The organism is Kitasatospora sp. NPDC002965, from assembly GCF_040611255.1.
Taxonomy (GTDB): Bacteria; Actinomycetota; Actinomycetes; order Streptomycetales; family Streptomycetaceae; genus Kitasatospora.
The window spans coordinates 1-13350 of the sequence record NZ_JBEXNT010000193.1 but is presented as its reverse complement, the minus strand read 5'-3'; the positions used below and the strand labels follow the sequence as shown (position 1 = coordinate 13350).

General features: G+C 69.3%; 16 protein-coding genes and 1 pseudogene. 13 read left to right on the top strand and 4 right to left on the bottom strand.

Annotation, left to right across the window (positions count from 1 at the left end):
- Positions 1–248 precede the first annotated feature (248 nt).
- From ABZY91_RS39205 to ABZY91_RS39165, 9 genes and pseudogenes are all read left to right on the top strand, one after another.
- On the top strand, positions 249–1271 hold the full coding sequence (locus ABZY91_RS39205) for a thymidylate synthase (protein WP_355408684.1): 1023 nt from the start codon (positions 249–251) through the stop codon (positions 1269–1271).
- Positions 1268–1789, top strand: a complete 522-nt coding sequence (locus tag ABZY91_RS39200) for a nucleoside-diphosphate kinase (RefSeq protein ID WP_355408682.1) — start codon at positions 1268–1270, stop codon at positions 1787–1789. Before ABZY91_RS39205 ends, ABZY91_RS39200 begins: the two co-directional genes overlap by 4 nt.
- The gene (locus tag ABZY91_RS39195) at positions 1786–2961 is read left to right on the top strand and encodes a radical SAM protein (RefSeq protein WP_355408680.1); all 1176 of its coding nucleotides are present in this window, start codon (positions 1786–1788) and stop codon (positions 2959–2961) included. Before ABZY91_RS39200 ends, ABZY91_RS39195 begins: the two co-directional genes overlap by 4 nt.
- A 10-nt stretch (positions 2962–2971) precedes the next feature.
- Complete coding sequence (locus tag ABZY91_RS39190; protein ID WP_355408678.1) at positions 2972–3586, top strand: 3'-5' exonuclease; 615 nt, start codon at positions 2972–2974, stop codon at positions 3584–3586.
- Positions 3580–4188 (top strand): AAA family ATPase, encoded by a 609-nt coding sequence (locus ABZY91_RS39185; protein ID WP_355408676.1) that lies wholly within the window; start codon positions 3580–3582, stop codon positions 4186–4188. The genes ABZY91_RS39190 and ABZY91_RS39185 overlap by 7 nt, the downstream gene beginning before the upstream one ends.
- Positions 4185–4925: an aldo/keto reductase gene (locus tag ABZY91_RS39180; RefSeq protein ID WP_355408674.1), complete on the top strand. Its 741-nt coding sequence runs from the start codon at positions 4185–4187 to the stop codon at positions 4923–4925. The genes ABZY91_RS39185 and ABZY91_RS39180 overlap by 4 nt, the downstream gene beginning before the upstream one ends.
- 14 nt (positions 4926–4939) lie before the next feature.
- Positions 4940–5455, top strand: a complete 516-nt coding sequence (locus ABZY91_RS39175; protein ID WP_355408672.1) for an NUDIX hydrolase — start codon at positions 4940–4942, stop codon at positions 5453–5455.
- Positions 5452–5982, top strand: a complete 531-nt coding sequence (locus ABZY91_RS39170) for an NUDIX hydrolase (protein ID WP_355408670.1) — start codon at positions 5452–5454, stop codon at positions 5980–5982. The genes ABZY91_RS39175 and ABZY91_RS39170 overlap by 4 nt, the downstream gene beginning before the upstream one ends.
- A gap of 52 nt (positions 5983–6034) precedes the next feature.
- A pseudogene (locus tag ABZY91_RS39165) lies at positions 6035–6316 on the top strand (NRDE family protein); the annotation flags it as partial.
- Positions 6317–6806: 490 nt separating this feature from the next.
- Here the strand turns inward: ABZY91_RS39165 and ABZY91_RS39160 are convergent.
- The 4 genes from ABZY91_RS39160 to ABZY91_RS39145 all read right to left on the bottom strand — a co-directional run bounded on the left by ABZY91_RS39160 (position 6807) and on the right by ABZY91_RS39145 (position 9485).
- Positions 6807–7547, bottom strand: coding sequence for a hypothetical protein (locus ABZY91_RS39160; RefSeq protein WP_355408669.1), 741 nt, complete (start codon positions 7545–7547; stop codon positions 6807–6809).
- 42 nt (positions 7548–7589) lie between these two features.
- Positions 7590–7880 carry a hypothetical protein gene (locus ABZY91_RS39155; RefSeq protein ID WP_355408667.1) on the bottom strand — a complete coding sequence of 97 codons (291 nt, stop codon included), beginning with the start codon at positions 7878–7880 and terminating at the stop codon, positions 7590–7592.
- A 67-nt stretch (positions 7881–7947) separates the two neighbouring features.
- Positions 7948–8523 (bottom strand): hypothetical protein, encoded by a 576-nt coding sequence (locus tag ABZY91_RS39150; RefSeq protein ID WP_355408665.1) that lies wholly within the window; start codon positions 8521–8523, stop codon positions 7948–7950.
- A 98-nt stretch (positions 8524–8621) separates the two neighbouring features.
- Complete coding sequence (locus ABZY91_RS39145; protein ID WP_355408663.1) at positions 8622–9485, bottom strand: PIN domain-containing protein; 864 nt, start codon at positions 9483–9485, stop codon at positions 8622–8624.
- A 378-nt stretch (positions 9486–9863) separates the two neighbouring features.
- On the opposite strand from ABZY91_RS39145, the gene ABZY91_RS39140 reads away from it, so the two are divergent.
- From ABZY91_RS39140 to ABZY91_RS39125, 4 genes are all read left to right on the top strand, one after another.
- A complete protein-coding gene (locus ABZY91_RS39140; RefSeq protein ID WP_355408661.1) occupies positions 9864–10235 on the top strand; it encodes a hypothetical protein in 372 nt (123 codons plus the stop codon).
- Positions 10236–10611: 376 nt separating this feature from the next.
- On the top strand, positions 10612–11271 hold the full coding sequence (locus tag ABZY91_RS39135; RefSeq protein WP_355408659.1) for a recombinase family protein: 660 nt from the start codon (positions 10612–10614) through the stop codon (positions 11269–11271).
- Positions 11272–11728: 457 nt separating this feature from the next.
- Positions 11729–11968, top strand: a complete 240-nt coding sequence (locus ABZY91_RS39130; RefSeq protein ID WP_355408657.1) for a hypothetical protein — start codon at positions 11729–11731, stop codon at positions 11966–11968.
- Positions 11969–12028: 60 nt separating this feature from the next.
- Positions 12029–12859 (top strand): hypothetical protein, encoded by an 831-nt coding sequence (locus ABZY91_RS39125; RefSeq protein ID WP_355408655.1) that lies wholly within the window; start codon positions 12029–12031, stop codon positions 12857–12859.
- The last annotated feature ends 491 nt before the right edge of the window (positions 12860–13350 follow it).

The following is a 13350-nucleotide window of genomic DNA, read 5'->3' as shown; positions in this document are numbered from 1 at the left end:
GGCAGCGCCGGCGTCGGCAACCCGACCGCCCGCACCATCTTCCTGTTCCACGGCCTGGGCCTGCTCCCCGGCCACCACCCGTGCCACTGCCGAACAGCCCCGAACACCGGGGCGACACCGTGACCGCCCGCACGGCGGAGAAGAACACCCGCGCGGGGCACCACAGCGGCGGGGGTGCCGATCATCGGCACCCCCGGTCGGAAAGACGACCCGAATCCCCAGGCCGCACCACAGAAACGGAGTCCAGCGTGATCGCACCCCCCACGTTCCCCTCGTTCCAGGACGCCTACGCTGCCGTCCTGCAGCACGTCACCGAGCACTACGAGTTCGCCAACTCGGCTCGCGGCAACGACAGCCACGAGATCATCGGTGCCAGCTTCCGGCTCAGCAACCCCCGTCGGCGCGCCCTGTACCTGACGAGCCGGCCCGTCAACCCCGTGTACCACCACGCGGAAGCACTCTGGTACCTGGGCGGCATGCGCAACCTCGACCTGATCGGGCACTACGCCAACCGCCGCCGCGCGGACTCGCGCGACGGGACGACGATCGAGGGCTCGTCCTACGGGGCGCGAATCTTCGCTCCCCGGCCGGACGGCGCCCCGTCCGCGTTCGACCTCGCGTTGGAACTGCTGCGGACCGAGAAGGACAGCAAGCGCGCCTACCTGCCGGTGTTCGAGACCCGGGACCTGGACGAGATCGGTCACCCCGATCTGCCGTGCCTGGTCGGGCTCCAGCTACTGGCCCGTGACGGCTACCTGCACATGGTCACCTACATGCGCGCCAACGACGCCAACCGCGGCATGGTCTGCGACGTGTACAGCTTCACCCTGATCCAGGAGTTCGCGGCCGCCCTCCTCGGCCTGCGGCTGGGCGACTACACCCACCACGTGGGATCCATGCACATCGGCGTTCGGGACCTGGCACGCGCGGCCGACGTACTGGAAGAGACAGCGGCCGACCCCGAGGACGCCCCGCTGTTCCCGGCCCCGGTGATGCCCGCCGACACCACGTGGACGCACATCCGCACCGTGCTGAATCACGAAGAACTGCTGCGCACCAACCGGGCCCAGTACTCCCCGGCCGACGTCGCCGCCCTGGACCTGCCGCTGTACTGGCAGCGGGTGCTGATGCTCTTCGAGGCGCACCGCCAGATCGTCAACTGCCCCGCGGACCCGGTCGACCAACAGCTCCTCGACGCCCTGGAGCCCGGCGCCCGCTGGCAGTTCGAGCACCGTTGGCCCGCCCGGGTCGCCACCGGAGGGATCGCGTGAAACGGGACCCGCTGCACGATGTGGACTGGTCGCGCTGGAGCGTGATCCTCCTCAAGCCGGACTGCCTGCGCCGAGGCCTGACCGATCAGGTGCTGGCCCGACTGGAACCGGCCGCACGGATCGCACACCGGCGCCGGGTCGTCGTCGCCGACTGGCAGATCCACGTCCACTACTGGGACCTGCTGGTCGACCAGGACCTGATCGACGTGGACGTGCCCGGCTGCCTGCGCACCACCTACGTGGGGCACCAGGTGGAGGTGGCACTCGCCCACGGCGCCCCGGGTACCCCCGAGCGGCTGCGCGGCCTCCTCGGGCACTTCGACCCCCACCAGGCCGAACCGGGCACCATCCGCGCCGACCTCGGCACCGACAGCCTCACAGCCGCCCGGGCGCAGCACCGCCTGGTGGAGAACCTGATCCACACCTCCGACCACCCGCGCGCCGCACATAGGGACTTCGGGACGTGGTTCGGCGCCGGCCGGCACCAGTTACTGGAGATCAAGGAGGATCACCGATGACGAGCACCACCCCGAGGGCCCGGCGCCCGTTGCCCCTGCTGACCCCCGAACAGATCGCGGGGCTCAAACCGGAGCTCGCCGAGGTCATCGAGTACCGCAAGTCCGGGCTGTCGCTCAACCACGTCGTCGGCTGCCCGCTGGACTGCGGGTACTGCGTGCGACACCTGTTCGAAAACTTCGAGCTCAAGACCCCCCGCGCCCTGATGAGCGACGAGGCCGCGGTGGCACTGCTGACCGGGCACCAGTACTTCCGGCCCCACCGCACGCCGATCCAGATCTTCAACCGGGCGACGGACCCGATGCTGCCCGTCGTCAAGCCGCACACCTTCGAGACGCTGCGGCTGCTGGACGAGCAGGGCCTGACCAACCACGTCCTGATCATCACCAGGTGGCGCGTCGACCCCGAGGACTGCCAGGTCCTCAACTCCTACCGCAACATCCGGCTCACCGTGCTGGTCACCCACTCCGGCATCGACCACCCGGGCATCGAGCCGGTGGACTCCGCCATCGCCGCCGCCAGCCTCCAAACCCTCCACCGGCACGCCGAGCGCTACCGCACCGTGCTGTACTGGCGGCCGATCGTGCCGGGCCTCAACGACTCCGACGAGCACATCCAGCGGGCCCTGGAGCTGTCGAGGCACGCCGACGCGACGGTGTTCACCGGCCTGTTCTTCCGCACAGAGATCGCCGCGTACTACGCCGACCACGGCCTGCCGATGCCGTACGAGGACACCGCCCGCCGCAAGATCATGCCCAAGGAGTCCGAGCAGCGGATCCTCGCCGCGTTCCGCCGGCCCGACGACCAGGGCGAGCCGTACGGGCCCCTGTTCCGCAAGACCAGCTGCGGGGTCGCCTACGCCCACAAGGTGCCCGACTACAACGGGCACTACGGCATCCGGGAGCTGTGCGACATCTGCCCGGTGGCGCAGCTGGGCCTGTGCCGCGACGCCTGGAAGGCCCCCAGCCCGCAGGAGGCCACCGAAGCCGCCCGTGCTCTCGGGGCCAGCGGCGACGTTGAGGTCAACGAACGCGCCATCATCGTCCAGGGCCTGAACGAGCCGCCGCGCTACTACCTCCAGCACGGCTTCGGCTACCAGGTCCACGACCGTGACAAGCCGCACCACCCCTGTCGGCACGGCCGAGCCGAGATCGGCTGGACCGACCCGAAGTAAGGAGACCGCGATGGACTACGGCACCTGGCCCCGCCTCTTCGTCGTGGACGTCGAAGGCAACGGAGGACAGCCACCGGACCTGGTGGAGGTCGCCGCGATCCCGGTGGTGAACGGGAGCCCGGTGCCGTCGTTCGCTCGCTCCACCCTGCTGCGCCCGCCCAACCCCATCACCCCGTTCGCCACGCGGGTACACCACATCACCAACCGGGATGTCGCCGCCGCGCCGACCTGGGAACAGGCCGGCCCCCAGGTGCACGCCGACCTGGAGGGCGTGTGGATCTGCGCGCACGCCGCCCACGTGGACTACGGCGTGCTGCTGCGGCACATGCCCCACTGGAAGCCCGCCGGGGTGATCGACACCCTGCGGCTCGCCCGCGCGACCTACCCGAAGGCCGGCAGGTACAGCCTCGACGCGCTGATCGAGCTGACCGCCATCGACCTGGCGTCCGTTCCCGGCCAGCGCCACCGGGCCGCCTACGACGCCCACGCAACCGCACTGCTGCTGATCGCCCTCGCCGGGCACTACGACACCTGGGACGCGCTGCTCGCCGCCGCCGTCCCACCCGGAATGCCCGGAGCCCCACAGCCAGCCAACCCCGAATGCGAGGAACCGACCCTGTGGTGACACCACCCCCGCCCCGCCTCTACATCGCCGGCACGCACTCGACCGGCAAGACCACCCTCGCCCGCCGCATCGAGATGGAACTACGCGCCAACGGCATCACCGTCGCCCGAACCGGAGGCCTCGCCAAGCGCGCCGCCGAACTCGGCTTCCCGAAGATGACGCGCCACACCGCCCAGTCCACCGCCTGGATCATCAACGCCACCTCCAACGCCGCCCTGGAGGCCGAGCTCACCGCCGACGTCGTGATCGTGGACCGCACCCCCTACGACGCCCTCGCGTACTACCTGGCCGCGGCCCAGCACCGCGACGAACACCCCGACCCCGAAGCACTGTCCCGCCTGACCGCCCTGGCACAGCTGGCATGCCCCAGCCCGCCCGTGTTCCTCGCCACCGTCCTCGACACCTCGCTGCCGCCGGCCGAGCACCCGGGCAAGGACCCCGACTGGACCAACGCCGAGTTCCGCGCGGCCGTGGACGTACAACTGCACCGTGCCCTCGCCGCCTACGCCGTGCCGCATGTCCCGGTGCCCAGCGACGGGCACGCCGCCGCCGTCGACGCGGCAGTCGAAACGATCACCGCCACCTGGGAGGCCACCGCGTGAACACGATCACGATCGCGGGCAAGCAGGTCCCCCGCCTGGGCCTGGGCACCATGCGCCTGACCGGCCCCGGCACCTGGGGCGAGCCCACCGACATGGTCGGCGCCGCCGCGCTGCTGCGCGAGGCCGTTCACGACCTCGGCATCCTCCACATCGACACCGCCGACGCCTACGGCCCGCACACCGTCGAAGAACTGATCCGCCGCGCACTGCACCCATACCCCGACCACCTGCTACTCGCCACCAAAGTCGGCATGGTGCGGCCCGCGCCGAACATCTGGCGCCCCCTGGGCCGCCCCGACTACCTACGCGCCGCCGTCGAAGCATCCCTGCGCCGCCTGGGAACCGAACGCATCGACCTGTGCTACCTGCACCGCGTCGACCCCGCAGTGCCGCTGGCCGATCAGGTCGGGGAACTCGCAACGCTCCGGCAGGAGGGGAAGATCGCCGCCATCGGCCTGTCCAAGGTGACCCCCGAACAGATCCGCGAGGCCACCCACCTGGCGACCGTCGCCGCCGTACAGAACTGCCTCAACGCCGCCGAACCGAACGACCCGGCACTCGCGCACTGCCTGGCCAACGACATCCCATACGTACCGTACCGACCGCTGAACGCCGGCCTGCTGCCCGACCCGGCGGCGGCCCTACGGTGGCTGCTGGACCTCGACCCGCTGGTGGCGCCGATCCCCGGCACCGCCGACCCCGCCCACCTGCGCGCGCTCTTCGCGCCCGCGACCTGAACGGCAGCCACCCGATGCCCAATCCCTGGATGCGCCGCGAGGAGTTCGTCCAGACACTGCCCCGCGCCCTGCACGGCTGCGGCGTGCTGCTCCTCGACCCGGACAAAAAGCTGCTCCTCCTGCACGACTCCTACCACCCGGGCCGGGCCGCCAACGGCTGGCCGCAGCGCTGGTGGACACCGGGAGGCCTCCTCGACGCCGGCGAGACCCCCGAGCAGGCGGCACGCCGGGAAACCCTGGAGGAAACAACCCTCAACCTGGACGGCCCACTGCGCCCGGTCGGCGTGGACTTCTCCCCGCCGGCCGAGGGCTGGCCGCCCGTCAGCACCTACTACTTCACCACCAGGCCCCTCACCTGGGAGCAAGCCGCCTCGGTCACCCCGTCCGAGGCACACGACGAACACAGGTTCCGTGAACTCGCGGACTGGAAGGACAAGGTGTCGGCCACGATGCACGCACGCCTGACCGCGTTGGTCACCGCCGTCGCAACCGACAGCCAGGTCGTCCTGCACTGCGGCAGGCCGATGTGAGCTGGCAGCGGCACAACCGCAGGACGGTGCTCACCGCGCCCGGTCTGGCCGTCCACCAAGACCAGGTCACCCGGCCCGACGGGCGACCCGGGGAGGTGTGGATCACCCAGCAGCAGGACGGCGCCATGATCGTCCCCATGGACGACCGCGGCCGGGTCGGCATGGTCCGCTCCGCCACGTACGTCTACGGCGAGGTCGTCACCTCGCCGGGCGGCCGCGTCGAGCAGGGAGAGAGCCCCGAGGACGCCGGACGGCGGGAGCTCCGCGAGGAGGCCGGGATCACCGCGCGGGAGTGGACGGCGCTGGGCAGCGTCGCCCTGATGACGCTCAGCACCGCACGCCTGCACGTCTTCCTGGCACGCGACCTGACCCTCGGGAAGCAGCGCCTGACCAGTTCGGAGTTCGGCATGACCTTGGAGTGGTGGAGCCTGCCGGACGCCGTCGACGCCGCATACGACGGCCGGCTGACTCTGGCCGGCGCGTCCCTCGGCATCCTCATGGCCGCCCACCACCTGAAGGCCGACTAGAAGGAAACCGCCCGTGTGCACGGTGTTCGTCAGCATCGACCCCGACTCGGCGATGCCGGTTCTCCTGCTCGCCGTCCGCGACGAGTACACCGACCGCAGGTCGCTACCACCCGGCCACCACTGGCCGGACCAGCCCCACTCAACTGGCGGCCTGGACCTGGACGCGGGCGGCACCTGGCTCGCCGTCACCCCCGGCACAGACGGCGACGGCGAGCCGGTGGCGGCCTGCCTGCTCAACGGCTTCGGCCACACCGCGACCCCACAACAACGACTCTCCCGAGGCGGATTGCCACTCATCGCCGCCAGCGGCCGGGCACTCACCGATCTCCAGCCGGAGCGCTTCGACCCGTTCCACCTGATCACCGCCCGACCCTCCGAAGTACGCGTGGTCAGCTGGAACGGCAGCAGCCTCGAAGACCACAAGCTGCCCGCCGGCCTGAGCGTCGTACTCAACGACGGCGTGGACGGCAAGACGAGCACGCAGCCCTGCCCACCGCACATCCACGCGACGATGGCCGCCCGGGCAGCGCACTTCCGGACACGGCTGCAAACCGTTGCGCGACCCGAACCAGCAGACGAATCCCCGGACGACGCCTGGGGCCAGTGGATGCCGATCGCGCGCGGCGACGGCATCCCGGTCGACAACCCGGCAGCCCTGATACGTCGCCTGGTGTCACCAAGCGGACGCGTTTGGGGCACCGTGTCCCTCTCCATGATCGCCCTCGCACCCGAACGAATTCGCTACGACTTCGGCGCCGTCTCCGACCTTGGCCCTTCGCCCCTCATCGTCCTGAAACCGGTACCCATCAACGCAACCACCACCCCTACCGACCGGACAACAACTCCGAGAGCGTCGAACGGGCAATCCCCAGACGAACCCGGGCGGCCTCCTGCGACCCCAAGTGATCCACCAACCGCTGCGCCGAGATCCCGCGCTGCGCACGCACGTCCGCCCCGACGGTGTGGCGCAGCAGTTCAGTGACGGCCGCGGCCGCCCGGGCCCCGGCCCGGGCCTGCTCCGGACCGGCATCCCCCGGGGCGCCCAGGGCCTCGACCAGCCGGCGGGCGTGCCGGGCGGCGAGCAGCACCGGCGGAAGGGTGTCCTCGCGCATCAGCGGGAGGCGATAGACCAGCTGGGCGGCCGCGAGCTCGCCGAGGTCGGTGAGCTCTCCGGACCGGTCCACCGACAGGTATCGCCCGCACCGGGTAACGATCAGCTCCAGACCGGGGCCCGTCACGCGCTGCGCGCCAGCCAGGTCGACCACCAGGGCCTGCTGCCACATCTGGTGCGGGCCGGTGACAACCCCGAGGTGTCGGCCGTCGGCCGTGCTGGCCAGCGACCAGGAGTCGTTGGCGGCCAGCAGATCCGTGAAGGTGTCGCCGGCAGCGAGTCGTTCGTGAAGGGCCTCCGCATCGATCGCGACCAGGCCGTCGCGTCGGCTGTTCGGTTCGCGCCGCCCGAAGGCCCAGCCCCGGCGTCCGAGTCGCAGGCAGGTGACGGCGGCGCGGTCCGCGGGGGTCTGGGCAAGCTGCTGCAGGTCTGCGGTGGTGAGGACGAGCTGCACGGCGGGATCCTGTCGTCTGCAGGGGTTCGGGGTGCGCCGAACCTAGCCGTGCCCAGCTCCTACGGTCGCGCCGGCGGGAACGGCGGTCTCGAGGTCGGCTGCCCTGCGGGCGTAGTCGGCGGCGGTGGCCCACAGCTCCCGACCACGGCGACTGACCGTGTCGGCGCCAGCTGCTTCGGCAGCCGCGGCCGCGAACCCCCACAGGTCCCGCAGAGCACCGGTCTCGGCTGCCTCGGTACGGCGCAGCGCGGCGGCCAGAACGCTGGGGGACGGTGCGGCCGCGCGCGGGCCGAGGGCATCGGTGATCGTTTTGAACGCGATGATGCTGTCCATGGCCGCAGGATCGCACCCGCTACCCACACTGTCGCCGCGCCTCACGGGGCATCAGGAGGGCGCGGGTTCAGATGTGGCTGCTCAAGTGTGCCTTCGCGGACTCCACGAAGGCCTTCAGGGCCTGCTCCAGAGCGACGAAGTCGGTCTTGGCCCGGGCGGGGCCGGGGTCGTCGAGATACCCCGCGGTCTCCAGGGCGCGTTCCAGATGGGTCGCCCGCCGTTGAACCTCCGCAGCGCGTTCGGCAACGGCCGGCGGGCCTTCCAGATCGATGAGGACCGCGGCGTCCGTGACGGCGCTGCTGTCCAGGACCGCCTTCAGCCGTACGTGCATGTTCTTGGCGGTGTCCGCGTCCAGATACACCTGTGTGCCCTTCGCATTCCGGAGTCCCTCGTCGGAGCCGTTCCGGTCCAGCGTTTCGGCGATGGTCAGGACTTCCACGGTGGCCCGCAGGTATGTCCGGGTGGTCGAGACCAGGTCGGCGTACGCGCCGCGTTGGTGGTTGCGGCGGGCGGTGTCGAGTTGCGCTCTCCGACCTTCGCGGGCCTGTGTACGGGCGTTGCGGACGGTGACGATGGCGGTGAGGACTGACGTGGCGAGGGCGGCGCCGGAGGCGATCAGTGCGGCGACAACAGGTGCTTCCATGGGCCGATGGTTCCGCGCGTCCTGGGTGGTGCGCTACACGATGTGGCCTGCGGTACGTAGTTGTTACCGAAGGGGACTGGGTCCCCGGGTGGTGCGGTTCACGACGCTTCGGCTGGTGTCTGTTCGGCCTTGGCCTTGGCGCTCGTGCTCTCGTTCTTCCGTTCCTTGTTCGGTAGGCAGAAGGTGTCGAGGCCGATCTGACGTGCACGGAGCTTCATGGCCGTGTCGTCGCACAGCACCAGCACCGTCGAGGCCGGGTTGAGCTGCTGGAGGTCGCTCGCGGCTTGCAGGATGTGCCAGTCGACGTCCTGGATGGCCTCGCGGGGGCCAGGCGGGGACATCCGCACCTCCAGGGTGACGCCAGGGCGTATCTCCACGGGCTGCCCGGGCGCGGTGTCGCGTAGCGTCCTCTCCAGGTAGACCAGTGCGGTGGCGGCTCGCTTGGCGAGGTCTCCCTGTCCGTACTTCTGCTGGTCGAGTTCGCCGATCACCGCGTCCGGCACCACCAGGCGGACCGTCTTGGTGGGCCTTCCCCCTGCCTTCAGGACCTCCTGCCACACAACAGCGCTCGGGCTGTTCCAGTGGTTCAGCATGTGCGTGTCGTAGAAGACGGCGAGCCCTGGCCGGGAGGCGTACTCCTTGAGCGTGTCCAGCTCCTCCTGGGCCTTCCCGAGAGCCGCGACCTGAATGTTGACCTCGCTGAAGGCCGCTCGGTTCCCGCTTGACTTGGCGATTCCGGTGAGGGAGAAGATCTGCCAGTAGGCCGTGGACCTCAGATCTGTCCCGAGGTCGGGGTCGCTGAACGCCAGGAGGTGGGGTTGGGCGAGGTCGACCGCAGTCAGGTAGGCCACGGCGTTCACCGAGCCGCCTTCCTTGGAGCCGTGGAGGCCGTGGAAGAGGCCGTAGACGAAGGTGAGGCCACGTTGGGCGTCGTCGAGGGTGAAGCCGGGGCGCAGGCGCATGGCCGACATCCTGGCAGTGCGGGGGCGTGACGCCCAGCGGTTTCCCGGGCGCCGGCCGGCGGGTCCGTCTACCCGAGGAAGGGGTTGGGGAGGCGGCGAGGCCGTCGGCGGTGAGGGTGTCGGCGAGGTGGGTGAGCTGGGGGTGGGTGGAGGCGACGGCGCGCAGGAGTTCGCGGGGGTCCAGTACTGGTAGGAATCGCTGATCGGGCGGTCTGTGTTCGTCAGTTCAGCTAGCACCAGCACGCTCCCTCGTTGCTGAGGGTGACCGGATGCACCCCTCAGGCTGCGGTGATGCAATGGAAGTTGGGGATTTCGTTCGCCTCCAAGACCACACCGGAATGCGGCTGTACATCCACTCATAACGGAACGGAGCAGCCCATGGGCTCGATCTACGACGACAAGAGAATGGTCTGCGGCTGGTACCGCTCCGGTTCCGTGTATGACTCATCCGACTCGAAAGTCGGCTCGGTGGATGCCTCCGGGCGCGTCTACGACACGTTGGGGATGCTCAGGGGGAGGGTCAACGAGTACGGCAGGGTCTCGGATGAGAAGGGACTCGAAGTTGGCAAGGTGAGCGAAAACGAGAAGAAAGTCTACAGCGACGTGTTTCTGGTGGGGCTTCATTCTGAGCCGGACACCACTTACAGCCCGTACGAGCCTTACCTGATACGGGACGGTCACCGGGCAGGAGCGGGCCTCCTACTGCTCCTCGGCGCTGCGGAGAAGGCGCGCGCGGCTGGCTGGATCTGACCGGGCACCTACGTGGGGTCCAGTACCGGTAGGAGTCTGTGATCTTCTGGCCGGTATTCCTCGGCGTGGTGGGCATAGTTGTCACCGTGAGTAGTGCCCCAGGGCCTGGCGCTTCCAGGTCTCTCCAGCCGGCATCAAAGGCCTGGCCCCAGCGTGGACAGAGTTGCATCCGAGCATCTCGGCGGCCACGGAGAGTCGCGGCGACCGCAAATTCACCGAAACTGGCGCGGGTGACGCTCGGCGTCTTCAAGAAACCATCGTTTATTGAAGATCACCGCACGGGGCGCCGGAAGGGGCCCAGGACCTTCAAAAACCCCTTCAAAAACCCAGGTGGTTCAACAACCCCCGACCACCGTCTTCTGACAGGATTCCGGGCGTGAGCACGCCACTTGAAGACGCACAGTTCGAACTCCTGGTCGCCGAGCCCGCCGTCCGTACCGAGATCCGCATCGGATACGCACGGGTGTCCACCGGAGGACAGAAGCTCGACCGCCAGCTCGACGCCCTCAACCAGGTCGGCTGCCGCCGGATCTTCGCCGACAAGAAGTCGGGGAAGAACGACCTGCGGCCCGAGCTGAAGGCGTGCCACGCCTTCCTCGCGCCGGGCGACACCCTTGTGGTCCCCGCCCTCGACCGCTACGGCCGCTCGCTCCAGGACCTGATCGCCATGGTCGGCGAACTGTGCAAGCGCGAGATCGGCTTCACATCGCTGCACGAGCGGCTCGACACCACCCCCCCCGGCGGCCGGCTCGTCTTCCACGTCTTCGCCGCCCTCGCCGAGTTCATCCGCGAGCTGATCGTCTCCGGCACCCGCGAGGGCCTGGCCGCCGCCCGAGCCCGCGGCAAGGTCGGCGGCCGGCCAACCGTCGTCAACGCCGACATCATCCGGGCCGCCCGCGACATGCTCCCCAACCCCGAGCACTCGATCACCTCGATCGCCAAGCTCCTCGGCGTCAGCCCCGGCACCCTCTACAACCACATCCCCGACCTCCAAGAACTGCGCACCGACCGCGCCCCGAAGCAGCTCACCGCCTGACCGCTACCGCCAAAAACCGGTCCGGCCCTCCCCCAGAGGCCAAGTAGCGGACCGCCAGAGCCAAACGGTTCGCCGGGATGAAGAGAGCCGTCTCTGCCCACACCGGAGAGTGGGCAGAGACGGCTCCGTCATGCCGGTCAGGCTTCGGTGAAGCCGGTACGGCACTGGTGTGGCCACTGTCGCGTGTGCAGCTTTGGTCGAGTCGCAGCGACGGTTGGCCGGCCCCTCTATCTGGGCGAGCGCGTGCACGCGTGCACGCCTGCACCCGTACGTAAGACGGAGAAGGCATTAAAAGCACAGTCCCGGAGCCCTGTGATTCATCCCATATGTCACTGCGAGTTGCGGGATTGGTGCAGGCGGTAGGCCGGGCGACATGATTGTCGGCCAGGTGCGCGTGTGCTTTTGGTCGAGTCGCAGCCGCCTGCCCGAAGTGCCCCTCTATGCACTGGAGTTGATCATGCGTAAGTTCCTGCGCGTCCGAACCGGCCCGGTCCTCGTCCGGCGACCGGTGCGGTCGCCGGAGTCTCGCCACGAGCACCGTTCCGGCTCCTCGCAGCAGACCACCGTGGTGGCCATCGTGGTGCTCACGGTCGTCGCCGTCGGGGTCTGGCAGAAGTGGACCCCCGAGCAGCTCGCCCTGGTGCTGGCCGCTCTGGCCGGCTGCCTCGGACCGGCCGTCTACCTCTCCCGGGGCTGACCCGTGCCCGGTACGCCGGATGCGGTGTCTGCCGATATTTCCACGCGGTATGAGCTCCCGTTGGAGTTCGAGACGTTCGTTGCGGAGGCGTCAGCGGCTGCGATCCAGTACGCCTTTGCCCGGGGCGCAAGCCTGGTGGAGGCAGAGGACATCGTTCAGAACGCCCTCGTTACCCTCTACTGCCACTGGGACAGCTTGGGGAAAGGTCTGCGGGGCCCGGCCTGGGCCTACTTCTGGAAGGTGGTGCGGAGCGAGTTCGTGAACTTCCACCGCCAGAGGGTCCAGCGGACCCGGACCGTGCACGCCATGATGCAGGCCGAGCTCGTCAGGCCGACCGGCGAGGACGGTCTCAGGGAGATCGAGACCAGGTCGCAGTTGGACGACCTGCTAGAAGGACTGGCTGCCCGCAAGCCGAGGGCAGCCGAGGTCGTCCGCCTTCGCCTTGCGGGTCTGCACGATGAGGCGATCAGTACGGCGCTGAGGATCGCCCCTGTGACTGCTCAGAGGTACTTCGCCGTGGCCCTCCGCGACCTGCGGGCCACGGGCAGGGGCCGGGTCGCGGCTGGCCGAGTTTTGGACGGGCCTGGTGCCGAGGTTTCTCTCCCTCCTACGACACCGGGTCCGGACTTCTGGGAACGGCGTGACCTGGAGGAGGCAGTGCGAAGGCTCTCCGTCCGGGAGCGGCAGGTCATCGAGCTTGCACGGATCGGTACCGCACCCGTGCACATCGGACGGCAGCTGGGGATCTCGGCGAACTGCGCGAGGGTCACCCTGTGCCATGCCCGCCGCCGCCTTCGCCAGACCCTCGCGACCACACCCGAGCGCCTGGAGGAACTCCTCCGGAAGCGCACCAAAACAAGGTCCGAAGGAGGAGGTCCAGCCCGAGGGTGAACCCGGGTGCTCCTGCCACTCCGGCGGCAGGAGCACCCGACCCCAGCTGCCGTGCACCGCGTCTCACCCGTCCGGTGCCACACCATGCCGACCAACCGCGGTCCGTCCGTCCGCCGGTCCGGAATTCAATACGGACCGGCGAAAACCGAGACCACGGAGAACTCCGGGTATAATGATCATTGCGGCGGCGGCTGAATGTCTGCCCAATGGTGACAGTCCGGAGAAGCGGTAAGTCGACCGGGCCGAGTTTCCTCAGGAAATCCGGGAGAAGTTTCCTGAGGAAACTCCGGAGAGTTTCCTCAGGAAACCCGGCCCGGTACTCCGGATCAGGTGCGGAGGCCGTCCCACGGCGGCCGGCGGACGGACGGCGCCGGCGCCTCGATCCCGGCCGTGCGGTGATGGTCTGCATGTTTTTGCCAGTTGAGGATCGTCATCGCAGTGTCAGCGGAATCTCTGTCTTGACCAGGCATCATGTGCTGACAGTGCTTGCA

Bases quoted from the DNA above. Each gene is read 5' to 3' on its own strand.
- ABZY91_RS39195 (WP_355408680.1), top strand. From the start codon at position 1,786: ATGACGAGCACCACCCCGAGGGCCCGGCGCCCGTTGCCCCTGCTGACC.
- ABZY91_RS39190 (WP_355408678.1), top strand. From the start codon at position 2,972: ATGGACTACGGCACCTGGCCCCGCCTCTTCGTCGTGGACGTCGAAGGC.
- ABZY91_RS39175 (WP_355408672.1), top strand. From the start codon at position 4,940: ATGCCCAATCCCTGGATGCGCCGCGAGGAGTTCGTCCAGACACTGCCC.
- ABZY91_RS39155 (WP_355408667.1), bottom strand. From the start codon at position 7,880: ATGGACAGCATCATCGCGTTCAAAACGATCACCGATGCCCTCGGCCCG.
- ABZY91_RS39150 (WP_355408665.1), bottom strand. From the start codon at position 8,523: ATGGAAGCACCTGTTGTCGCCGCACTGATCGCCTCCGGCGCCGCCCTC.
- ABZY91_RS39145 (WP_355408663.1), bottom strand. From the start codon at position 9,485: ATGCGCCTGCGCCCCGGCTTCACCCTCGACGACGCCCAACGTGGCCTC.
- ABZY91_RS39140 (WP_355408661.1), top strand. From the start codon at position 9,864: ATGGGCTCGATCTACGACGACAAGAGAATGGTCTGCGGCTGGTACCGC.
- ABZY91_RS39130 (WP_355408657.1), top strand. From the start codon at position 11,729: ATGCGTAAGTTCCTGCGCGTCCGAACCGGCCCGGTCCTCGTCCGGCGA.